The organism is Mycobacterium sp., assembly GCF_049281135.1.
Taxonomy (GTDB): domain Bacteria; phylum Actinomycetota; class Actinomycetes; order Mycobacteriales; family Mycobacteriaceae; genus Mycobacterium.
The window spans coordinates 1-21,092 of record NZ_JBAPRN010000196.1; the positions used below are offsets into that span (position 1 = coordinate 1).

At 65.9% G+C, this 21,092-nt stretch carries 22 protein-coding genes and 1 pseudogene; 18 read left to right on the forward strand and 5 right to left on the reverse strand.

The annotated features are described in order from the left end of the window. A partial coding sequence (locus WAN02_RS08075) for a Mur ligase family protein (protein ID WP_422263634.1) occupies nucleotides 1-750 on the reverse strand: 750 nt, incomplete at its 3' end. Between the two features lie 72 nt (nucleotides 751-822). Here WAN02_RS08075 and WAN02_RS08080 point away from each other — a divergent pair. The 3 genes from WAN02_RS08080 to WAN02_RS08090 all read left to right on the forward strand — a co-directional run bounded on the left by WAN02_RS08080 (nucleotide 823) and on the right by WAN02_RS08090 (nucleotide 3,463). After that, entirely contained in the window at nucleotides 823-1,827 is a 1,005-nt protein-coding gene (locus WAN02_RS08080) for a DEDDh family exonuclease (protein ID WP_422263635.1), read from the forward strand. A gap of 31 nt (nucleotides 1,828-1,858) precedes the next feature. Next, on the forward strand, nucleotides 1,859-2,764 hold the full coding sequence (locus WAN02_RS08085; protein WP_422263636.1) for an alpha/beta fold hydrolase: 906 nt from the start codon (nucleotides 1,859-1,861) through the stop codon (nucleotides 2,762-2,764). 147 nt (nucleotides 2,765-2,911) lie between these two features. After that, the gene (locus WAN02_RS08090) at nucleotides 2,912-3,463 is read left to right on the forward strand and encodes a hypothetical protein (RefSeq protein WP_422263637.1); all 552 of its coding nucleotides are present in this window, start codon (nucleotides 2,912-2,914) and stop codon (nucleotides 3,461-3,463) included. A gap of 4 nt (nucleotides 3,464-3,467) precedes the next feature. Here WAN02_RS08090 and leuA read toward each other — a convergent pair whose 3' ends face one another. Together leuA and WAN02_RS08100 are read right to left on the reverse strand one after the other, a co-directional pair. Continuing rightward, nucleotides 3,468-5,288 carry a 2-isopropylmalate synthase gene (gene leuA, locus WAN02_RS08095; RefSeq protein WP_422263638.1) on the reverse strand — a complete coding sequence of 607 codons (1,821 nt, stop codon included), beginning with the start codon at nucleotides 5,286-5,288 and terminating at the stop codon, nucleotides 3,468-3,470. A gap of 182 nt (nucleotides 5,289-5,470) precedes the next feature. After that, complete coding sequence (locus WAN02_RS08100; RefSeq protein ID WP_422263639.1) at nucleotides 5,471-5,860, reverse strand: hypothetical protein; 390 nt, start codon at nucleotides 5,858-5,860, stop codon at nucleotides 5,471-5,473. 154 nt (nucleotides 5,861-6,014) lie between these two features. On the opposite strand from WAN02_RS08100, the gene WAN02_RS08105 reads away from it, so the two are divergent. From WAN02_RS08105 to WAN02_RS08115, 3 genes are all read left to right on the forward strand, one after another. Then, nucleotides 6,015-7,280, forward strand: coding sequence for an aspartate kinase (locus WAN02_RS08105; RefSeq protein ID WP_422263640.1), 1,266 nt, complete (start codon nucleotides 6,015-6,017; stop codon nucleotides 7,278-7,280). Then, nucleotides 7,281-8,315, forward strand: coding sequence for an aspartate-semialdehyde dehydrogenase (locus tag WAN02_RS08110; protein WP_422263641.1), 1,035 nt, complete (start codon nucleotides 7,281-7,283; stop codon nucleotides 8,313-8,315). A gap of 103 nt (nucleotides 8,316-8,418) precedes the next feature. Then, nucleotides 8,419-9,471 carry a DUF4185 domain-containing protein gene (locus WAN02_RS08115; protein ID WP_422263642.1) on the forward strand — a complete coding sequence of 351 codons (1,053 nt, stop codon included), beginning with the start codon at nucleotides 8,419-8,421 and terminating at the stop codon, nucleotides 9,469-9,471. Nucleotides 9,472-9,681: 210 nt separating this feature from the next. Here WAN02_RS08115 and WAN02_RS08120 read toward each other — a convergent pair. Next, nucleotides 9,682-9,948: pseudogene (locus WAN02_RS08120) on the reverse strand (adenylate/guanylate cyclase domain-containing protein); the annotation flags it as partial. A gap of 458 nt (nucleotides 9,949-10,406) precedes the next feature. On the opposite strand from WAN02_RS08120, the gene WAN02_RS08125 reads away from it, so the two are divergent. After that, the gene (locus WAN02_RS08125) at nucleotides 10,407-11,726 is read left to right on the forward strand and encodes a serine hydrolase domain-containing protein (RefSeq protein ID WP_422263643.1); all 1,320 of its coding nucleotides are present in this window, start codon (nucleotides 10,407-10,409) and stop codon (nucleotides 11,724-11,726) included. Beyond that, nucleotides 11,723-11,941 (forward strand): hypothetical protein, encoded by a 219-nt coding sequence (locus tag WAN02_RS08130; RefSeq protein WP_422263644.1) that lies wholly within the window; start codon nucleotides 11,723-11,725, stop codon nucleotides 11,939-11,941. The genes WAN02_RS08125 and WAN02_RS08130 overlap by 4 nt, the downstream gene beginning before the upstream one ends. A 115-nt stretch (nucleotides 11,942-12,056) precedes the next feature. Here WAN02_RS08130 and WAN02_RS08135 read toward each other — a convergent pair whose 3' ends face one another. Continuing rightward, nucleotides 12,057-12,875, reverse strand: a complete 819-nt coding sequence (locus tag WAN02_RS08135) for a polysaccharide deacetylase family protein (RefSeq protein ID WP_422263655.1) — start codon at nucleotides 12,873-12,875, stop codon at nucleotides 12,057-12,059. Between the two features lie 473 nt (nucleotides 12,876-13,348). Here WAN02_RS08135 and WAN02_RS08140 point away from each other — a divergent pair, with 473 nt between their 5' ends. The 10 genes from WAN02_RS08140 to WAN02_RS08185 all read left to right on the forward strand — a co-directional run. Beyond that, entirely contained in the window at nucleotides 13,349-13,696 is a 348-nt protein-coding gene (locus WAN02_RS08140; protein ID WP_422263645.1) for a hypothetical protein, read from the forward strand. Nucleotides 13,697-13,812: 116 nt separating this feature from the next. After that, nucleotides 13,813-13,992: a hypothetical protein gene (locus WAN02_RS08145; protein ID WP_422263646.1), complete on the forward strand. Its 180-nt coding sequence runs from the start codon at nucleotides 13,813-13,815 to the stop codon at nucleotides 13,990-13,992. Between the two features lie 60 nt (nucleotides 13,993-14,052). After that, complete coding sequence (locus tag WAN02_RS08150) at nucleotides 14,053-14,511, forward strand: hypothetical protein (protein WP_422263647.1); 459 nt, start codon at nucleotides 14,053-14,055, stop codon at nucleotides 14,509-14,511. Nucleotides 14,512-14,583: 72 nt separating this feature from the next. Continuing rightward, nucleotides 14,584-15,246, forward strand: a complete 663-nt coding sequence (locus tag WAN02_RS08155) for a sensor domain-containing protein (protein WP_422263648.1) — start codon at nucleotides 14,584-14,586, stop codon at nucleotides 15,244-15,246. 133 nt (nucleotides 15,247-15,379) lie between these two features. After that, nucleotides 15,380-16,657 carry an ergothioneine biosynthesis glutamate--cysteine ligase EgtA gene (egtA, locus tag WAN02_RS08160; protein ID WP_422263649.1) on the forward strand — a complete coding sequence of 426 codons (1,278 nt, stop codon included), beginning with the start codon at nucleotides 15,380-15,382 and terminating at the stop codon, nucleotides 16,655-16,657. Next, a complete protein-coding gene (egtB, locus tag WAN02_RS08165) occupies nucleotides 16,654-17,958 on the forward strand; it encodes an ergothioneine biosynthesis protein EgtB (protein ID WP_422263650.1) in 1,305 nt (434 codons plus the stop codon). Before egtA ends, egtB begins: the two co-directional genes overlap by 4 nt. Beyond that, nucleotides 17,958-18,656: an ergothioneine biosynthesis protein EgtC gene (gene egtC / locus WAN02_RS08170; protein ID WP_422263651.1), complete on the forward strand. Its 699-nt coding sequence runs from the start codon at nucleotides 17,958-17,960 to the stop codon at nucleotides 18,654-18,656. Before egtB ends, egtC begins: the two co-directional genes overlap by 1 nt. Next, entirely contained in the window at nucleotides 18,656-19,621 is a 966-nt protein-coding gene (egtD, locus tag WAN02_RS08175; protein WP_422263652.1) for an L-histidine N(alpha)-methyltransferase, read from the forward strand. The genes egtC and egtD overlap by 1 nt, the downstream gene beginning before the upstream one ends. Continuing rightward, nucleotides 19,618-20,751 carry an ergothioneine biosynthesis PLP-dependent enzyme EgtE gene (gene egtE, locus WAN02_RS08180; RefSeq protein WP_422263653.1) on the forward strand — a complete coding sequence of 378 codons (1,134 nt, stop codon included), beginning with the start codon at nucleotides 19,618-19,620 and terminating at the stop codon, nucleotides 20,749-20,751. Before egtD ends, egtE begins: the two co-directional genes overlap by 4 nt. Before the next feature lie 85 nt (nucleotides 20,752-20,836). Beyond that, nucleotides 20,837-21,092, forward strand: a 256-nt coding sequence (locus WAN02_RS08185) for a hypothetical protein (protein ID WP_422263654.1), incomplete at its 3' end; no start/stop codon positions are given.

Below are 21,092 nucleotides of genomic sequence, written 5' to 3' on the forward strand. Positions count from 1 at the left end.
GTTCACCGCGCCGGGTAGCGCCAGCCGCATCGGCAGTGCCAATCCATCTGGGCCGTAGAGGTTTTCATCGTCGAACCACCACTGCGGGCTGGGCCGTTTGAAGTCGGCCCCGGTGGAATACCAGTGACCGTGCTCGCGGACGATCACCTCGCCGCTACGCGGACAGCTGACCGAGTCGGCCGCCCAGCTGCCGCCGGCCGCCACCCAGACCACGTTGGTGTGGTCGTAGGCGGCCGACGTCATCAACACGTCGTCGCAATTGGCGACGACGACCGCATTCACGTGCACGGCCAGCCCGGCCCGCAGCTTGCGCTCGATCACGTTGATCTCGCCGACGCGGTCGAGTTGGTCGCGGGACAGGTTGAGCAGGATGACGGCCGCAGGCTCGACCGCGTCGGCTACGTGCGGCACATGCATTTCGTCGACCTCGAGAACCGCCAGCGATGCGCCGGGGTCAGCGGCGAGCGCGGCAATCAGGCCCGCGTCCATGTTGGCCCCTTCGGCGTTGCTGGCCACGCGTCCGAGAGTGCGCAGGGCTGCCGCGGTCATCCGGGTCGTTGTTGATTTGCCATTGGTGCCGGTGACGACGACGGTGCGCCGACCGGTCCCGAGCTGACGCAGAATCGAGCGATCCAGTGTCATCGCCACCAGGCCGCCGATCATCGCACCGGCCCCTCGGCCTGTCACCCGAGATGCCCATCGCGCGCCGGCTCCGGCGGCCAGGGCGAGTCGTCCACGGGCGGTGATCACCCGGGAAGTTTAGGTCGGCGACACGAAGCGCAGCGACCCGGCGATGTCAGCTCGACGTGAAATCCTGCATTCATGCGGGACACTTCGACCACGATGCTCTGGGGTCGGCCGTCCACCGAGCCCGACGCGGGTTGGGCCGTCATCGACGTCGAGACCTCCGGCTTCCGGCCGGGCAGCGCCCGCGTCATCAGCCTGGCGGTGCTCGCACTCGACGCCGAAGGGCACGTCGAGCAGTCCGTGGTGAGCCTGCTCAATCCGGGCGTGGATCCCGGTCCCACCCACATTCACGGGCTGACCGCCGAGATGCTGGAGGATCAGCCGCAGTTCAGCGAGATCGTCGGCGACGTCGTCGAGCTTGTGCGCGGGCGCACGCTGGTCGCGCACAACGTCGCCTTCGACTACGGCTTCCTGACCGCGGAGGCCGAGCTGGCCGGCGTCGCGCTGCCGATCGACAGCGTCATGTGCACGGTGGAGCTGGCCCGCCGGCTGGAACTGGGCACCGACAACCTGCGGTTGGAGACTTTGGCGGCGCACTGGGGTGTGACGCAGCGGCGGGCGCACGACGCCTTCGATGATGCGGTCGTGCTGACCAATGTGCTCGCGGCCGCGCTGCAGCGGGCCCGCGAACGCGACGTCTGGCTGCCCGTGCGACCGGTCACCCGTCGGCATTGGCCCAGCGGCAAGGTCACTCACGAGGAGCTGAGGCCGCTGAAGGTGTTGGCTTCCCGGATGCGCTGCCCGTACCTCAACCCCGGTCCTTACGTCGGCGGTGGACCGCTGGTGCAGGGTATGCGGGTCGCGCTGGCGGCCGAGGTCGAGCGGACTCACGAGGAGCTGGTCGAGCGGATCCTGCACGCCGGGTTGGCCTACGCCGACGCGGTCGACCGGGAGACTTCGCTGGTGGTCTGCAACGAACACCGTCCGGCGCGCGGCAACGGCCGCCTGGCCCACGAGCTCGGTGTGCCGTTGGTATCCGACGCGAAGTTCATGGGTCACGTCGGCGCGGTGGCCAACGGCATGGGCGTTGACGACATTGTCGACGAGGCGCACGCAGGCGAGCAGTTCGCTCTTTTCTGATCGCCTGGTTCTGAAGCGAGGTTGGTGTCCAATGTCGACGGAGTCTTTCAGCAGGGGTGTGCGGCCGGAGTGGGTCGACGACAAGCTGTTTCCCTTCACAAGCCGGTTCGTCGAATTGAGCGGCAACGTCGTCCACTACGTGGACGAAGGCAAGGGGCCAATCCTGCTGATGTTGCACGGCAACCCGACATGGTCATTTGTGTACCGGAACGTGATTGCCGAGCTGTCAGGATCGTTCCGGTGTATCGCGCCCGACTACCCGGGGTTCGGGTTGTCGACCCCAGCACCCGGATTTGAATTCCATCCCACCGACCATGCGCGGCTGGTCGGCGAGTTGGTGGACCGTCTCGATCTACGTGATGTCACCTTGATCGCGCAGGACTGGGGAGGACCCATCGGACTGACGGCCGCCCTGCCACGCAGGGATCGCTTCTCGCGTCTGGTGGTGGGAAATACCTGGGCGTGGCCCGTCAACGGGGATCCGCATTTCGAGCTGTTTTCCCACTTCATGGGCGGTCCGATTGGTCGCACACTGATCCGCCACTTCAACTTCTTCGTCAATGTCATGATCCCCGCCGGACACCGCCGCCGGAAGGTAGGCGCCGCCGAGATGGCCCACTATCGGCAGGCATTACCAACACCGGAACGGCGCAAACCGACCGCAATTTTTCCCAAAGACATCACGGCGGCCCGGACGTTTCTCGCCGACCTTGAACAGGGTCTTAAAGCGCTCGCCGAGATGCCGACTTTGATCGTCTGGGGCGACGCTGACGTCGCCTTCCGCGCCAAAGAACGTCGGCGCTGGGAGAGCCTCATGCCCCAGCACCACACCGTCGTGCTCGCCGGCGCCGGACACTATCTGCAGTCCGACGCCCCGACCGATTTCGCCGACGCGGTCAGGACGTGGTGCAACGGTGGATTTGACAACGTTAAGTAGACATAACCATTGAAAAAACAAATTAATCTAGCTAGCCGGAACTTATCGCCGAGTAAGCGGACGATCGGGCCAGACTCTCGTTGATCGAACCCGGCGCGCCGTTTGTCACACGGATGCTGGCTGTCCGGGTGCTGCAAGGATTGGACTATGCCCACTGCCGCATCCCGCTCTGAGAGTCCGGTCAAGCGCTGTGTCGAGTTGTGCGTAGCGGTGGCTGTGGTCTTGGTGGCGGCGTGCGGGTGCTCTCACGACGGCGGCTCAGCCCCGAAGGCGGCCGGCGTCCACGTTCCGGAGAACTTCTGCGGCCTGCTCAGCGCGTCCGACATCAGTCGGGTGATGGGCAGCGCGTATCCGGAGGCCCAGGGCAGCCAGTCCCCGAGTGAAGCGCAATGCACCTCCATTCCGACCGCGGGCAACGATGTCAGCTACAAGCTCTACTGGAACAACGAGTACTGCATCGACGGGAAGCCGGTCGACGACCAGTGCCTCGACTCGCAATCCAAGGGGTTCGCCGTCAACAAGCAGTCCGCCGGTCAGGTCCAGAACGTCCCGGGCCTGGGTGATCGGGCGTTCTGTTTTGTGGCTCCGCCGGCGACCGTCGACGTGCTCAAGGGCTGGATCTATCTGATCGTGGGCGCCGGCAGCTGCGCGCAAGCCCAGACCCTGGCCGCGATGTTGCTGGCCAAGGTCTTGGCTTGACGCCTCAGGTGCGTGCGGCCCTGTTCACCGCCGACACCACGGCACGCAACGACGCCGTGGTGATCGACGGCGCGATACCGACACCCCATACCGTTTGACCGCCGATCGACGCCTCGACATACGCCGCGGCCTGCGCGTCCTCTCCGCCGCTCATCGCATGCTCGGAGTAGTCCAGCACGGCCACGTCGAAGTCGATGGTCGCCAGCGCGTCGACAAACGCGGCGAGCGGTCCGTTGCCTGAGCCGGTGATCTCGGTCTCGACGCCGTCGACCCTCACCGTCGCCGCGATCCTGGTGACGCCGTGGTCTTCTTCGGACGCGTCGACGCGCTGCTTCATCCGTTCCAGCGGCCGCACCGGCGCGATGTACTCGTCGTTGAAGGCGTCCCACATCTCCTTCGAGGTGACCTCGCCGCCCTCTCCGTCGGTGATTTTCTGGATCACTCCGGAAAACTCGATCTGCAGCCGTCGCGGCAGGGCCAAGCCGTGGTCGGCCTTCATGATGTAGGCCACGCCGCCCTTGCCGGACTGCGAGTTGACCCGGATCACGGCCTCGTAGGTGCGGCCGACATCACGCGGGTCGATCGGCAGGTACGGCACTTGCCAGAGCATGTCGTCGACGTCGGAGTCGGCGGCGTCCGCGGCGACCTTCATCGCGTCCAGGCCCTTGTTGATGGCGTCCTGGTGACTGCCCGAAAACGCGGTGTACACCAGATCGCCGCCGTAGGGGTGACGTTCGGGTACCGGCAGCTGGTTGCAGTACTCGACGGTGCGACGGATCTCGTCGATGTTGGAGAAGTCGATCTGCGGGTCGACGCCGCGGGAGAACTGGTTGAGTCCCAGCGTCACCAGGCAGACGTTCCCGGTCCGCTCACCGTTGCCGAAAAGGCAGCCCTCGATTCGGTCAGCTCCAGCCTGATAGCCCAATTCGGCTGCGGCGACTGCAGTTCCGCGGTCGTTGTGCGGGTGCAGGCTCAGGATGACGGAGTCGCGCCGGGCCAGGTTGCGGTTCATCCACTCGATCGAGTCGGCGTAGACGTTCGGTGTCGCCATCTCGACGGTGGCCGGCAGATTGAAGATGATCGGGTTGTCCGGAGTCGGCTGGATGATGTCGCCGACCGCGTCGCAGACCTGCTTGGCGTATTCGAGTTCGGTGCCGGTGTAGGACTCCGGCGAGTACTCGAACCGCCATTGCGTGCCAGGGTATTTGGCGGCTTCCTCGACGCACTTGCGGGCACCGTCGGTCGCGATCGCCTGCACCGCGGCACGGTCGGCTCGAAATACCACGCGGCGCTGCAGGATTGACGTCGAGTTGTAGAAGTGCACGATCGCCCGGTGCACACCCTCGCAGGCCAGGAAGGTCCGTTCGATCAGCTCGGGCCGGCACTGGGTCAGCACCTGGATGGTCACGTCGTCGGGAATCGCGCCGTCGGTGATGATCTCGCGAACGAAGTCGAAGTCCGTCTGGCTGGCCGACGGGAAGCCGACCTCGATCTCTTTGTAGCCCATGCGCACCAGCAGGTCGAACATGCGCCGCTTGCGTGCCGGGCTCATCGGGTCGATCAATGCCTGGTTGCCGTCACGCAGGTCCACCGCGCACCACAGCGGTGCTTTATCGATGACGCGATCGGGCCAACTGCGGTCGGTTAACCGGATCGGCTCGACCTCGTCGGCGAAGGAACGGTAGCGGCTGACCGGCATCGACGATCCGCGTTGGGTGTTCCACGCGGGTTGGCCGTCACGGGGCGGGCCCGCCGGTTTGTTGATGGTCCGACTGGAAGTGAATGCGTCGGGAGATTCGCCCGACGGTTTGGAGTAGCTAGTCACGGTGTTTGCTCCGGGGAATAAGGAGAGGCTGGGTTGCCTCGAGATTCTTAGACCGGCGCATCGCGAACACCCGCGACAGGAAGCCGGTCTGGATCAGGCCCCGTCGCGGCGTCCGAGAAGGAGCACCCGCTGCACGCCATGTACCTTACCGCGACTGTGTGGTTGCCCAAAACCCCTGGCGGCTACTTCGTTGCCGGGACGATGCGCACCGGGATGTCGGTGTTCTCGTCGGTGTAGTAGCTGGCGCAGACTCGGTGGTAGCCGTCGGCGATCTGCATGGCCACCCCGGCGTTGAGGTCACCGCGCACAACCAGGATGGGCGAGAGAGCCTTGCCCTTCTTGATCTTCTTCAGGTCCACCTGCACATGCGGATTGTCTATCGGCAGCAGCGCCAGGCATGAGGCGCGCAGCAGGTCTTTGGCCTTTTTGTGCACGATCGGGGCCTGCTTGAGCGCCGCAACAATGTCGCTGATCTGCCCGGCAGGGGCGAGCAGGGCGAGATAGTCCGCAGCTGCCGGGTAATCATGCTCGTCGGGTGCATCACCCCATACCACCGCGCTACCGCTAGACATCGCTTCCACCTTTCTTGGCGCCGCTGCACCGAGCATTCACCGGCCACCACCGGATATCAACTGCGGCGACGCCGTGGGTGCAGGTCACCCGGTTAGTCCACGTATTCTGTTTGTCGACCTGAAGACAGGCTGGATCGGACCGGAAAGGGCAACAGTGGCGCTCGTCGTGCAGAAGTACGGCGGATCGTCGGTGGCCGACGCCGACCGGATCCGCCGGGTCGCCGAACGCATCGTCGAGGCCAAAAAGCAGGGCAACGACGTGGTCGTGGTGGTTTCGGCGATGGGCGACACCACCGACAACCTGCTGGATCTGGCTCAGCAGGTGTGCCCGGCCCCGCCGGCCCGTGAACTGGACATGCTGCTGACCGCCGGTGAGCGCATCTCCAACGCGCTGGTGGCAATGGCCATCGAATCGCTCGGGGCCCAGGCGCGCTCGTTCACCGGCTCGCAGGCCGGCGTCATCACCACCGGCGCCCACGGCAAGGCCAAGATCATCGATGTCACCCCGACACGTCTGCAGGCTGCGCTCGACGAAGGCCTGATCGTGCTGGTCGCCGGTTTCCAAGGGGTCAGCCAGGACACCAGGGACGTGACCACGCTGGGCCGCGGCGGCTCGGACACCACCGCGGTGGCGCTGGCCGCGGCGTTGCACGCCGACGTGTGCGAGATCTACACCGATGTGGACGGGATTTTCAGCGCCGACCCGCGGATCGTGCCCAATGCCCGCCGACTGGACACGGTCACCTTCGAGGAGATGCTCGAGATGGCCGCCTGCGGAGCGAAAGTGCTGATGCTTCGCTGCGTGGAATACGCCCGCCGCTACAACATCCCGGTGCATGTGCGCTCGTCGTATTCAGACAAGCCGGGCACCATCGTCACCGGATCGATCGAGGACATCCCCATGGAAGAGCCCATCCTGACCGGCGTCGCACACGACCGCAGCGAGGCCAAGGTGACCGTCGTCGGTATACCCGACTACCCGGGTTACGCCGCCAAGGTGTTCCGCGCGGTCGCCGACGCCGATGTGAACATCGACATGGTGTTGCAGAACGTCTCCAAGGTCGAGAACGGCAGAACCGACATCACCTTCACCTGCCCCCGCGACAGCGGGCCCGCCGCGGTGGAGAAGCTGGACTCCCTCAAGGACGAAATCGGGTTCAGCCAAGTGCTTTACGACGATCACATCGGCAAGGTGTCGCTGATCGGCGCCGGCATGCGTAGCCACCCCGGGGTCACCGCCACATTCTGCGAGGCGCTGGCCCAGGTTGGCGTCAACATCGATCTGATCTCCACATCGGAGATCAGGATCTCGGTGCTGTGCCGGGACACTGAACTAGACAAGGCCGTTGTCGCGTTACATGAAGCATTCGGCCTCGGCGGTGCCGAAGAGGCCAAGGTGTATGCGGGGACAGGACGTTAAATGGTTGCCATAGGTGTAGTAGGTGCCACCGGTCAGGTGGGCCAGGTGATGCGCAGGCTGCTGGATGAGCGCGATTTCCCGGCCACCAGCGTGCGATTCTTCGCGTCGGCTCGTTCACAGGGCCGCAAGCTGCCGTTTCGCGGTCAGGAGATCGAGGTCGAGGACGCCGAGACTGCCGATCCGACCGGTCTGGACATCGCGCTGTTCTCCGCCGGCGGGGCGATGTCGCGGGTCCAGGCGGCGCGGTTCGCCGCGGCCGGGGTGACGGTGATCGACAACTCGTCGGCGTGGCGCAAGGACCCGGACGTGCCACTGGTGGTCTCCGAGGTGAACTTCGCGCGCGACGCGCATAGACGGCCCAAGGGCATCATCGCCAACCCCAACTGCACGACGATGGCCGCGATGCCGGTACTCAAGGTGCTGCACGACGAGGCCCAATTGGTTCGGCTGATCGTGTCGAGCTATCAAGCAGTTTCGGGTACCGGACTGGCCGGAGTGGCCGAGCTGGCCGACCAGGCTCGCGCCGTCATCGACGACGCCGAGCAGTTGGTGCACGACGGCAGCGCGCTGCAGTTCCCGGAGCCGAAGGCCTACGTCGCGCCGATCGCCTTCAACGTCGTTCCGCTGGCCGGCAAACTGGTCGACGACGACTCCGGCGAAACCGACGAAGACCAGAAGCTGCGCAGCGAAAGTCGCAAGATCCTGGGTATCCCGGACCTGCTGGTCAGCGGTACCTGTGTCCGGGTCCCGGTGTTCACCGGCCACTCGTTGTCGATCAATGCCGAGTTCGCCCAACCACTTTCGCCCGAGCGTGCCCGCGAGATCCTCGCCGTCGCCCCAGGTGTGAAGCTGGTCGACGTGCCGACGCCGTTGGCCGCCGCTGGTGTCGACGAGTCCCTCGTCGGCCGAATCCGTCGCGACCCGGGCGTGCCCGACGGACGCGGGTTGGCGCTGTTCGTCTCAGGTGACAACCTGCGTAAAGGCGCTGCCCTGAACACTATTCAGATCGCCGAGCTCCTCGCCGCTGAATTGTGAGGTGCGGGTGAGCCCTGCCCGCAAGATCGCGCGCTGCTCACTGATCGCAGGTCTGCTTATTCACCAAGGGTTTTCATTCGCTCACGCAGATCCGCCCGCCCCGATGCCGCAGCCGGTCCTGCCGCCGTTGGCGCCCGGCGAGGTGATCAGGATCGGCCCGACCGCCGGAACCGGCACGCCTACCGGTGACTACGGCATCGGGGCCACCGACCTGTGCGTGTTCATGGAGTTCCCGACGCAGGTGGTGCAGGTCTGCGGCGACAGCTTCGCCGGCCAGGGCGTCGGCTTCGGCGGCTACTACTCGCCGATCGCGTTGCGGGTGGACACGTCGTCGGTCGACGACCCGGACGGGGTGAAATACACCGGGGTCACCGGCATCACCGAACCATTACTGGCCGAGCCGACGCCGTCGGGCGATTCACAACTGCCTGCGGGCGTCGTGCAGATCAACCGGCAGAACTACTTGTTGGTCACCACCACCAAAGGCCTGCTGCCGCAGAGCTCGAGAATCGTCAAAGCCGATCCATCACAAGGTCTTTGGCAGACGGTTCCGGGGTCGGTTCGCGATGGCGATTACGCCGGAGGCCAGCAATCGCAGATAAGCGGCTACTACGACCCGATACCGACCGCGGATTCGCAGTCCGGCTGGGTGTACATCGTCGCTGACAACTTCGATCGCAGCCAGCCGGCGGTGCTGTATCGGGTCGCGCCGGAGAACTTCGGCGATCGGTCCCGGTGGCAAGGCTGGGCACCGGGGCCTGACGGTGGTTGGGGCAAACCGCCAACTCCGCTATGGGGCGACATGATTGGTGAGATCAGCTTCGCCCAGATCGACGGCAAGGCGGTGCTGTCGTATTTCAACTCCAGCACCGGCAACATGGAGGTTCGGGTGGCCGATGACCCGACCTCGTTGGGCAGCGCACCGGTCACCACCGTCGTCCAGCACGACGAGTGGCCCGAACCCGCCGAAAGCCTGCCGTCGCCACACGACAACCGGCTGGCCCAGCCATACGGTGGCTACATTTCGCCGGGTTCGACGCTGGACGAGCTGCGGGTGTTCGTCAGTCAGTGGCACAACAGCGATGCGCGGTCCCGGGCGCCGTATCGGGTGATCCAATTCGCGGTCAACCCATTCAAACCCTGGTCAGAGCCCTAGCGCCAATCAGCAGACGTTCGCGGTTAGCTCGGCACTGCCTTCAATTTCGTTCGGGCCTGGTCGATTTGGTCATACGCATACGCCACCATGTCGGCGGTCGTCATGGTCTCGCCCATGCGGGCGAGCGATTCGTACGTGTTGTCGCCGAGGACATCACGAAGGTGGGCGATCGCCACCGCGTCGGGTACGGCGGCTGGATCGGTAACCGGGGCGCAGCTCGGCCGCACCGGTCGCCAGCCCCATCCGGACCGGCAACTCCAACCCGCGCTGCGCGGCCACCGCCGCATCGACCGCCGAGCCAGGCGAGACGAACGCCGCGCAGACGCCGTCGCCGGTGTGCTTGAACAGAAACCCGCCGTGCGCCTCAATCGCGTTGCGTAACACCTCGTCATGGGCAGCCAACGCGGCCCGCATCGCCTCGGCGTCGGCCTCCCAGCGACGGGTCGAGCCCTCGACGTCGGTGAACAGAAACGTCACCACCCCCGACGGGGTAGCCCCGGGAGGAGCGGGCACCCTCGCAGACTCTCACAACCGACCTGCTTCCACCGTGCACTTCACCGGAATCCTGCTCTACACCTAGGCTCTGACGTGCTGCATGGCGCGCTACCGCGCCGGATCGCAGCGGCGATATGCGCATGCCGGCCGGCTGGTGGTGACACGATATTGGCGTGAGCGATGCTCAAGACGGAAGGCGGACTACGAGCGCAGGGCGATCTGCGCAAAAAGCAATTGCTGTTGGAGTTGTCTTGCTTACCCTCGCGGCGGCTTCCTCGTGTGGTTATGCAGCGCACCCAGCGTTAAGGGACAGCGCGCAGGCAACGCCGGCGGCAGTTGCGGTTCCCGCGCCCACGCCGGCGCCCGCGGCGGTTCCCGCGCCTGGGTCACCGGCGCCCGATGCGGCTCCCGCACCGGATTTCGGAGCGGTCTCCAAGCTGATGAACGACGCGATTGCGGCAGGTACGGTGCCAGGTGGCGTGGTGGAGATCGGGCATGCCGGCAAGGTCGTCTTCCATCGGGCGTATGGCTCGCGCAAGCTGCCCGGCGAGCCGGGCCTAGATGGATCGCCCGCACCGGCGGAGCCGATGACCGAAGACACCATCTTCGACATCGCGTCGTTGACGAAGCCTTTCGCAACCGCGACTGCCGTCATGCAGCTTTACGAACAAGGCAAGGTTGCCTTCGACGACCCCGTGCAAAAGTATCTGCCTGACTTCAACACGGGCAACGATCCCCAGCGTGCCAACGTGACGGTTCGGATGTTGCTGACACACACTTCAGGCGAACCGGAAGATGTACGCCTCGACGATCCGTGGGGACTGGACGGAGCCGATAAAGGAGAAGGCATTCGCCGTGCCCTCACCACGCCGCTGGAGTCGCGCCCCGGTGAGTTTTTCAACTACGCCGACATCAACTTCGTACTGCTCGGCGCGCTGATCGAAAAAGTCACCGGCGAGGCCGAAGACGACTACGTTCAGCGGAATGTCTTTGCGCCGCTTGGCATGACAGAAACCCGTTACCTTCCGCCGGTCAAAGCATGTGGCCCACATGTGATGCGCGGAGCGGCGATTGGCTGGGCGCCTGCGCCAATAGGGGGCATGTCGGGGCCTTGTCCCGCGGGCACGTGGAGCACGAGCATCTTGTCGCGCATCGCACCGACGGTGCCTGACGATGAAAGCAGGAATGATCCAGGCAAGAATCCCGATTATGGTTTCCTGCTTCGTGGCGCTGTGTTTGACCCGACGACACGCCGCATGGGTGGGGTGGCCGGGCATGCCGGTGTGTTCTCGACGGCGCGCGACGTCAGCATCTATGCGCAGGCGCTGCTTGATCGGTTGGCGGGCCGCCCCAGCAGGTTTCCGCTGAAGCAGGCAACGCTGGAGTTGATGACGACTCCTGAGCAGCCCGGACATACGGCTGGGCAAATTGAGGCAGCCAACAATGCCGCCCTAGAAGCCATCGCGAAAACACCGAACACATACGACCCGCTGCTCGCCCCGCATTATCCGGCGATCCGGGAACAAAACCTGCGTGGCTTCGGCTGGGATATCGACACCGCCTATTCCGGTACGCGAGGCATGGTCTTTCCCATCGGCAGCTTCGGCCACACCGGCTTTACCGGAACCTCGCTGTGGATGGACCCACGCTCGGATACCTACGTCGTTCTGCTCACGAGCGCGATCGATCCGCGAGAGGATCCACCGATCGCGTACCTGCGAGGTGATGTGGCTACGGCGACAGCCCGGGCCCTGCAATGAGCAGGCGACGACCCAGCGGGCGCAACCCGCTTGTAGCCTCGGTGGGCATCGTCGCCGGTGTCGCCGCAGTGGTCTTCATTTCTGGCTGCAGTCTGGGCATTTCGTGGCGCGGCGACAACCACGCCGGCCCGGCGATGACGCCCGTGCGCATCACCCCGGTTCGATTGGACGCAGACTACTGGGGCACGCGCCGCTACCTCGACCAACCGCGTTGACAAGCCTGACTGCCGACACGACTGGGGGTCGCCGATATCGGTACATCACCGTGCGCCTGGGGCTGCCCATCCCACCCATATCGCGAGAGCAGGGAGTGCCCCGTGAGGGCCTGGCCTAGTGCGGCGGGAGGAAGACATCGTTGAGGGTGACGGTGCGTAGGTTGCGTGCGCGGATGAGATCGCGGAGTTGCTCGTAGACGTGGGTGACTGGCGGGTGGTTAAGGTGACCGATCACGATCGCCTGCCCGGTGAAGGCCCGCTGGGCCATCTGGACGATGTAATCCTCGGTGACCACTGTGGAATCCGACAGCGAACCCGACCACAGCGTGATCGCGGTGTAGCCGTGATCGGCGGCCACGGCATCAACGGTCGAGTTGCGCCTTCCGTACGGTGGCCGGAAGTACGGCCGCGAGTCCGCCCCGAAGGTGGTCTTCAAGAACTCGTCGTTGCGGGAGATCTGTTGGGCCACTCGACTTACTGGCAGCTTTGTCAGATTCGGATGCGACCAGGTGTGGTTGCCCAGCTGAATCTGGCCGGACTCCACTAAGGGCCGCAGCAATGCCAGGTTGTCGGTCCATGAGCGGTACGTGCCGTTGACGAAATAGGTCAGCCGCACGCCGGTATCTTTGGCGAACTGCGTGTAGAGGCGCACCACGTCGGTGTTCACGCCGTCATCAACGGTCAGTGCCAGTAGATTGCCGTCCCCGGGCAGCTTATTCAGCACGCCGCCACCAGGCAGGGGTACCCGCTCGATGGGCGCGGGCTGCGACAGCGACGCCACAGGAATGACCTTGCCGCCCGCTGGGTGCGGCGAGGCCGCAGCCGCGGCCGGGGGCGTCAAAGTTCTTGGCGGATTGTCGAATACGCCGCGCGCCACTCCCATGCCGCCAAGAACGGCGGCAGAAAGCGACCCGAGAAAACCCCGACGATTCAGCTCGGACACAACGCCGCGCGGTGTCGGGAGCCGGTGGTGCTCGGCACTACGCGCGACCCGAGGCCAATCTCACTCCAGTGTCGCGCTGTTCGCCAACGCGTCAGAAGGATGGGCGCTACCTCGCCAGGTCGCCGACCGTTCTGACGCATAGACGTAAATCATGCCATCAGGCAACCCGCACAACCCTGAACAAAGCTGCGCGTCGTTCGATCATCTAACCGAAAAGTCTTCGGATCGTCTGTATATCGCGGTGCCATCGTCGACAGGAATTTTGAAATTTCATAAATCGCCCATGTCGAAGCGGCCCTCGGTCTGCTCGCGGACACCTAGGCAGAATCCAACAGGACAGGGTGCCTATCCGCACATCGGCAATCGTCAATCCAGAAGGCCCAGCTACGGGCCGCCGCGGCTCATAGCTGTTTCATAAGTTCTACCCAGCGGAAGCTAGCTGTAGGCCACTGATCATTTCGAGTATGAGCGAAACACCTGACACCCCAACAACACCGCACACAGTCGCCACAGAGCCGGCGATCGTGGCGGCCAAACCATATTGGCTCTACCGATTCGCGGCTTGGGTCGGGATCGTCGCCGGCATCGTGTTCATCACTTTGAGCGTCTTCTTTGCCGGCTTCAAGGTCGCCCACCTGGGGCATCACTGCCATCACCACGGGTGGCACCACCACTCGATGGGCCAGGGTGGTCCGCAGCATCACGGCCAGGGCGCGGGCTTCCGCGAGGGCTTCCGCGGTCATGGACCATCGCACATGCCGGAATCCGTCACTCCTTCACTTACACCTTCACCGGCTCCGGCGACCCCGTAGCCCTGAATTTCCTATGAGTCCGGCGTCCCCTCGGGGGCGCCGGACTCCCTGTTTCCGGGCTTTGCTGGGGAAACGGACCACTCGCGGACACCGCTGACCTGAGGCATTATGCGGGTATGAGCGAGACACCCAAGCCGTCTGCCCCGCCGCCTCCCGCTGCACCGGCACCCGTCATCGCGCCGGCAGCGCCGCAGTCCGAGCGGCTGTACCAAGTAGCCGCCTGGGTGGCGATCGTCGCCGGAGTGACGCTCATTGCCGTGGTCATCCTGAAATTCGTCTGGATGCTCGGGTACTAAACATCCGACTCACCTGCGTAGTTGGTTGTCGGCCGGAGTAAGCCTGGGCATGATCGACACATGACCCAAGCACCCGAACCCCCGATTCAATCGCCGCCGGGGCCGCCCCCGCCGGTGTACCCGGCTGCGACCCAGCACTCCCGCCTCTATCGGGCCGCGGCGTGGGTGGTGATCGTGGCAGGCATTCTGTTCGTGCTGGCGGTCGTCTTCTTCGCCGGCGTCAAGTTCTCCGACCACGGGCAGCCGTATCGCCACCACCATCACGGCATGTTCGGTCCCGAAGCGCCGGTCGGGCCGACTGGTCCCGAAGGTCCGCCGTGGGTGGTGTTCCCCGGAGGGCCGTTCCCGCCGGGTAGCGGTCCTGGTGGTCCGCCGTGGGGCGGTCCGTGGGGCCCGGGCATGGGTCCAGGCGGGCCCGGCGGCGGTCACGGGGGTCCCGGCGGTCACGGTGGTCCTGAGGCGCCCCCGCCACCAGGTCCTGAGGAGCCGCCGCCACCGCCACCGAGCTACACCCCGTAGCGTCGACAGAGGTTTATCGGATTGCCAAAACCGTTGTCACACATGTGCATTCAGTTGGCAGGATCGAAACCCATGATCGCGCGGATCACCTCGGTCGCGTTCGCTATCGGTGCGTCGGTCAGTTGCGGCGTGGCCGCGTTCGCCGTCGCGGTCGCGTCGGCGCGGCCGTCGGATCCCGGTGTGGTGAGCTACGCGATCCTGGGTAAGGGCTCGGTGGGCAATATCGTCGGGGGCCCGATGCGCGACGAATCGTTGTTCACCCAGCCGTTCCAGGGCTATTTCGTCGATAACCCGGTGTGCAACAACTGGGCCGACGTCGGGCTGCCGGAGGTGTACAACGATCCCGATCTGGCATCGTTCAACGGGGCCAGCACGCAGACCTCGCCGACCGACCAGACGCACTTCGTCAAGCAGGCGGTCGGTGTGTTCGCCACCGCGCCGGCCGCCGGCGCGGCGTTTCACCGCGTGGTCGACCGCACGATCGGTTGCGCCGGCCAGACCACGCCCATGCACCTGGAGAACGGGACGACGCAGGTGTGGTCCTTCGACGGTGGGCCGGCCGGCCCGGCGGACGCGGCGTGGAGCAAACAGGAAGCCGGAACCGACCGCAGATGTTTCACCCAGACCCGTCTGCGGGAAAACGTCCTGCTGCAAGCGAAAGTCTGTCAGTCCGGCAATGGTGGCCCGGCGGTAAATGTGCTGGCCGGTGCCATGCAGAACGCGCTGGGGCAATAGCTATCGGGAGCCGTCGGGAATATGTCGGTGCCGTCTGGAAGATGGAACCTTGTGACTATCGTTGGGTAGCCGCGCGCAACCAGCGGGCTCGATCTCTCGGGACCGCCGGCCTTGGCTCCGAAGGGATCGGATTATGGCGTTTGCCGTCGCGTCGCAGCTGGATCCCGCACGTCTCTCGGACGGCGAACTTGCCAGCGCGTCGGCTGCGGCGCAACACATCGCCGAAACCTGTCTCGCGGACGGATCGGTAGGGCGGGTCGGCCTCGAGATCGAGGCGCATTGCTACGACCCGACTGATCCATACCGTCGGCCCACCTGGGATGAAATCACCGAGGTTCTGGAGTCGCTTCCGTCGATGCCGGGTGGCAGCGTGGTCACCGTCGAGCCCGGCGGCGCGGTCGAGCTGTCCGGCCCGCCTGCACTCGGCGCGACGGCCGCGATCGAGGCGATCGCCGACGACAAGGCGGTATTGGGCAAAGCCTTCACCGCCGCCGGCCTGGGTCTGGTGGCGCTGGGCGCGGACCCGCTGCGGCCGGCCAAGCGGATCAATCCTGGCGCGCGCTATGCGGCGATGGAACAGTTCTTCACGGCCAGCCACACCGGGGTTGCGGGCGCGGCCATGATGACGTCGACGGCGTCGGTGCAGGTGAATCTCGACGCCGGTCCGCAAGCCGGCTGGGCCGACCGGGTGCGGCTGGCACACGCTCTCGGGCCCGTCATGGTGGCGATCGCCGCCAATTCGCCGCTGTTGAGCGGAGAATTCACCGGCTGGCGTTCGAGCCGGCAACGGGTGTGGAGTCAGCTCGACTCGGCCCGGTGCGGGCCGATCCTCACGGCCAGCGACGAGGATCCCGGTACCGACTGGGCGCGCTACGCGCTCAAGGCGCCGGTGATGTTGGTGCATTCCCCTGAAGCGGTGCCGGTCACCCATCGCGTGCCGTTCGCCGACTGGGCCGACGGCCGCGAGCTGCTCGGCGGTCGCCGGCCAACCCAATACGACCTGGAATACCACCTGACCACGCTGTTCCCGCCGGTGCGTCCACGGAAGTGGCTGGAGATCCGCTACTTGGACGGCCTGCCCAGTGATGTCTGGCCCGCGGTGGTCTCCACGCTGGTGACGCTGCTTGACGACCCGGGGGCCGCGGCGCTCGCCGCCGAAGTGGTCGAACCCGTCGCCACGGCCTGGGACACCGCAGCCCGGATCGGGCTCAACGACCAGCGCATCTTCTCGGCGGCCAACCGGTGCGTGGCCATCGCGGCCGAACGTGCACCGGCTGAGCTTGCCGACGGGATGCAGCGCCTCGTCGAGGCGGTGGAGCAGGGCCGCTGTCCCGCCGACGACTTCGCCGACCGGGTGATCGAAAACGGCATCGCGGCAACGGTGACCGAGCTGGCGTTAGGGGAACAGTGACGTCACGTGAAACGCTGGTCCGCAATCTGCAGCGGGCGCGCGAAAGAACCTTGCGTCTGGTGGATTTCGACGATGCCGAACTCCGTCGCCAGTACGACCCGCTGATGAGCCCGTTGGTCTGGGACTTGGCGCACATCGGCCAACAGGAGGAACTCTGGCTGTTGCGCGGCGGCGACCCGGACCGGCCGGGAATCCTGTCCGGCGCGGTCGAGAACCTCTACGACGCCTTCGTGCACTCCCGCGCCAGCCGCGTCGACTTGCCGTTGCTGTCGCCCGATCAGGCGCGGACCTACTGTCGCACCGTGCGGGCGGCATCGCTGGACGCACTCGACCGACTGCCCGACGAACCGGACCACAATTTCGTGTACGGGATGGTAGTCAGCCACGAGAACCAGCACGACGAAACGATGCTGCAGGCATTGAATCTGCGCACCGGCGCGCCGGTGCTGCAAGACGTCCGCACCCTCCCGCCCGGCCGGGCCGGGCTTGCCGGGACGTCGGTCGAGGTGCCCGGCGGCCCGTTCGTGTTGGGTGTCGACGGCGCCGATGAGCCGTTCTCGCTGGACAATGAACGCCCGGCCCACGTGGTGGACCTGCCGACGTTTCGGATCGGCCGCGTCCCGGTCACCAACAGTGAATGGCGGCAGTTCATCGACGACGGCGGCTACCGGGAGCCGCGATGGTGGTCTGCGCGCGGCTGGAAGCATCGCCGGACCGAAGACCTGACCGCGCCGCAGTTCTGGAACGCCGACGGGCAGGGCCGCACCCGGTTCGGCCATGTCGAGGACATCCCCGCCGACGAACCGGTCCAGCACGTCAGCTATTTCGAGGCCGAGGCCTACGCCGCATGGGCTGGGGCCCGGCTGCCCACCGAACGCGAATGGGAGAAGGCGTGTGCGTGGGACCCGCAGCGGGGCGCGCGCCGACGCTATCCCTGGGGCGCGGCGGAGCCGTCGTCGGCCTACGCCAACCTCGGCGGCGACGCGTTGCGTCCGGCACCCGTCGGCGCGTATCCCGCCGGCGCATCGGCCTACGGTGTCGAGCAGATGCTCGGCGACGTCTGGGAGTGGACCAGCTCGGAACTGGAGCCGTGGCCGGGATTCACCCCGATGATCTACCAGCGTTACTCCGAGCCGTTTTTCGGCGCCGACTACAAGGTGCTGCGCGGCGGCGCGTGGGCAGTCGAGTCGGGCATTGTGCGGCCCAGCTTCCGAAACTGGGATCACCCGTACCGACGGCAGATCTTCTCCGGCGTCCGGCTGGCGTGGTCCGTCGGCACCGACGCAGGGAGTCACCCCTGATGTGCCGCCACCTCGGCTGGCTGGGGCGCGAAGCCTCAGTCTCCTCGCTGGTGCTCGACCCGCCGCACGGTCTGCGGGTGCAGTCGTATGCTCCGCGCCGGCAAAAGCACGGGTTGATGAACGCCGACGGTTGGGGAGTGGGCTTTTTCGACGGGGCGACGCCGCGGCGTTGGCGCAGTCCCGCTCCGTTATGGGGAGATGTTTCTTTCGATTCCATCGCACCGGCGCTTAGTAGTCACTGCGTGGTGGCCGCGGTGCGGTCGGCTACCGTTGGTATGCCAATCGAAGCCACCGCGACGGCGCCGTTCACCGACGGACGGTGGCTGCTGTCGCACAACGGGGTCGTCGACCGGGGCGTGCTGCCCACCAGCGCCGCGGCCGAATCCACCTGCGACAGCGCGATTCTCGCCGCCCTGATTTTCGCTCGCGGGTTGGATGCGCTGGGGCAGACGATCGCTGAGGTAGGTGGCGACGATCCGAATGCACGGCTGAACATCCTGGCGGGCAACGGCTCTCGACTGCTCGCCACCACCTGGGGAGATACCCTCGCGATATTGCGACGCGAGGACGGCGTCGTGCTGGCCAGCGAGCCGTACGACGACCAACCCGGCTGGGAAGACGTCCCCGACCGTCACCTCGTCGAAGTCACCGCCGACCAGGTCACATTGACCGCGCTGAACTCAACGAAGGGAAATTGATGACACTGACGTTGTCCAACCACCTGGCCGCGGACTCGGCATTCGAAGCACTGTGCCGTGATGTGCGGCAGGGGCTGCAGAGTTCCCCGAAATCGCTGCCGCCCAAGTGGTTCTATGACTCAGTGGGCAGCGACCTGTTCGACCAGATAACCCGGCTGCCCGAGTACTACCCGACCCGCGCCGAGGCGGAGATCCTGCGGGCCCGCGCCGCGGAGATCGCATCGGTCACCGGTGCCGACACGTTGGTCGAGTTGGGCAGTGGGACTTCGGAGAAGACCCGGGTGTTGCTGGACGCCCTGCGTGAGGGAGGTGCGCTGCGCAGGTTCGTGCCGTTCGACGTCGATGCCAGCATGCTGTCGGCCGCTGGAAGCGCGATCCAGCGCGAGTATCCCGGCGTCGAAATCTCAGCTGTCTGTGGCGATTTCGAAGAGCACCTGGCCAAAATCCCGAACGGCGGTCGTCGGTTGTTCGTCTTCCTGGGCTCGACGATCGGAAACCTGGTCCCCGATGCACGCGCCGAGTTCCTCGCAACGCTGGCGGCCGTGCTGCAGCCCGGCGACAGCCTGTTGTTGGGCACCGACCTGGTCAAGGACACAAAAAGGCTTGTGCAGGCGTACGACGACAGCGCCGGTGTGACGGCGCAGTTCAACCGCAATGTGCTCGCCGTGATCAACCGAGAACTCAACGCGGACTTCGATGTCGATGCGTTCCGCCATGTCGCGAGCTGGAACGCGGCAGAAGAGCGGATGGAAATGTGGCTGCGGTCCGAGCGGGCGCAGCGGGTGCGCATCGCTGCGCTGAACCTGTCCGTTGACTTCGCCGCCGGCGAACAGGTGCTCACCGAAGTGTCCTGCAAATTCCGGGCCGACGCGGTGGCCGACGAGTTGGCGCACGCAGGTCTGCGACTGACCGGTTGGTGGACCGACGCAGCCGGCGATTTCGGGTTGTCGCTGTCGACCAAGTGAACGCCAGCCTGGCCGATACCTGGCGGGCCGCCCGGCCGCCGGTCGCCGGGCTGCACCTGGACAGCGCCGCGTGTTCGCGGCAGAGCTTCGCCGCGCTCGACGCGGCTGCCCTGCACGCCAGACACGAGGCCGAGGTGGGCGGATACATCGCGGCGGAGGCGGCCACACCCGTCCTCAACGCCGGACGCGCCGCGGTCGCTGCGCTTGCCGGCATGCCCGATGCCGAGGTTGTCTTCACCACCGGATCGCAGCACGCGCTGGACGTGCTGCTGTCCAGCTGGCCGTCGGGCGGCCGAACGCTGGCCTGCCTGCCCGGCGAATACGGTCCCAACCTGGCCCTGATGGCCGTGCACGGATTCGCCCGCCGGACGCTGCCGACCGACGCCGACGGCCGGGTCGCGATGCACGACGCGGCGATCAGCCTGGCCGCCGAACCGCCGGATCTGGTACATCTCACCGCGGTGGCCAGTCACCGCGGAGTGGTGCAACCGCTGCAAGAGATGGCACAGCTGTGCCGCGACTTGGGGCTTCCGCTTGTCGTCGACGCAGCCCAGGCGCTCGGTCAAGTGGATTGTTCAGTAGGCGCCGACGTGCTCTACGCGTCGTCGCGCAAGTGGATGGCCGGCCCACGCGGCGTCGGTGTTCTCGCTGTGCGTCCGGACCTGATGCAGAAGCTGAGCCCGCGACTACCGCCGCCGGAGTGGGCGGCGGCGCTGTCGAACGCCCAAAAGCTCGAGCTGGGCGAAGCCAATATCGCTGCGCGAGTGGGCTTCTCGGTAGCGGTCGGCGAACACGTCGCCTCGGGCCCGGCTCTGGTGCGGGCCCGCCTGGCCGAAGTTGGCCGGATCAGCCGGACCGTTCTGGCCGAGGTGGCTGGGTGGCGGGTGGTCGAGCTGGTCGACGAGCCGAGCGCCATCACGACTTTGGTCCCAACTGACCGCGCCGACCCGGCGAAGATCCGCGAGTGGCTGATCGCGCAACGCCGAATCGTCACCACCTATGCCGGAATCCAGCGGGCACCGGGCGAATTGACGGGTCCGGTGCTGCGAATCTCGCCGCACCTGGACACCAGCACCGACGATCTGGAGACTTTCGCGGCGGCGCTCACCGACGCTACTGCGGCCGTGTAATTCGAGGCGTTGACCGCCCCCGCAGCACCAGATACGCTGCTGATCCTCAGGTAATTCCCAGAAAAATTTCAGGAAGGTCGGTCTGTTGAACCGACGCGGTATCACGCTCAGCCTCGCCGCGTCAGCAGGGGGACTCTTGGCCGCTGCCTTCATTTCGACGGCCGTCGCCTCGGCAGACCCAGAAGTGGGGTCGCATATCGACGACCTGACAATCGGTGGCGGCTCTGCGAACAGCGCGAGCGGTGTCGGCGAGATCATCGGTAGCGGCTATTTCAATACCGCGAGCGGTGACAGCGTGGCCATTGGTGGCGGTTCGACGAATATCGCGAGCGGTGTCGGCG

What these genes read in the sequence shown, in the direction of transcription:
- WAN02_RS08115 (WP_422263642.1), top strand. Translation starts at nt 8,419, where the DNA reads ATGCCGCAGCCGGTCCTGCCGCCGTTGGCGCCCGGCGAGGTGATCAGG.
- WAN02_RS08090 (WP_422263637.1), top strand. Translation starts at nt 2,912, where the DNA reads ATGCCCACTGCCGCATCCCGCTCTGAGAGTCCGGTCAAGCGCTGTGTC.
- WAN02_RS08155 (WP_422263648.1), top strand. Translation starts at nt 14,584, where the DNA reads ATGATCGCGCGGATCACCTCGGTCGCGTTCGCTATCGGTGCGTCGGTC.
- egtC (WP_422263651.1), top strand. Translation starts at nt 17,958, where the DNA reads ATGTGCCGCCACCTCGGCTGGCTGGGGCGCGAAGCCTCAGTCTCCTCG.
- WAN02_RS08140 (WP_422263645.1), top strand. Translation starts at nt 13,349, where the DNA reads ATGAGCGAAACACCTGACACCCCAACAACACCGCACACAGTCGCCACA.
- WAN02_RS08080 (WP_422263635.1), top strand. Translation starts at nt 823, where the DNA reads ATGCGGGACACTTCGACCACGATGCTCTGGGGTCGGCCGTCCACCGAG.
- WAN02_RS08125 (WP_422263643.1), top strand. Translation starts at nt 10,407, where the DNA reads ATGAACGACGCGATTGCGGCAGGTACGGTGCCAGGTGGCGTGGTGGAG.
- WAN02_RS08150 (WP_422263647.1), top strand. Translation starts at nt 14,053, where the DNA reads ATGACCCAAGCACCCGAACCCCCGATTCAATCGCCGCCGGGGCCGCCC.
- WAN02_RS08145 (WP_422263646.1), top strand. Translation starts at nt 13,813, where the DNA reads ATGAGCGAGACACCCAAGCCGTCTGCCCCGCCGCCTCCCGCTGCACCG.
- egtA (WP_422263649.1), top strand. Translation starts at nt 15,380, where the DNA reads ATGGCGTTTGCCGTCGCGTCGCAGCTGGATCCCGCACGTCTCTCGGAC.
- WAN02_RS08110 (WP_422263641.1), top strand. Translation starts at nt 7,281, where the DNA reads ATGGTTGCCATAGGTGTAGTAGGTGCCACCGGTCAGGTGGGCCAGGTG.
- WAN02_RS08100 (WP_422263639.1), bottom strand. Translation starts at nt 5,860, where the DNA reads ATGTCTAGCGGTAGCGCGGTGGTATGGGGTGATGCACCCGACGAGCAT.
- egtD (WP_422263652.1), top strand. Translation starts at nt 18,656, where the DNA reads ATGACACTGACGTTGTCCAACCACCTGGCCGCGGACTCGGCATTCGAA.
- WAN02_RS08085 (WP_422263636.1), top strand. Translation starts at nt 1,859, where the DNA reads ATGTCGACGGAGTCTTTCAGCAGGGGTGTGCGGCCGGAGTGGGTCGAC.
- WAN02_RS08130 (WP_422263644.1), top strand. Translation starts at nt 11,723, where the DNA reads ATGAGCAGGCGACGACCCAGCGGGCGCAACCCGCTTGTAGCCTCGGTG.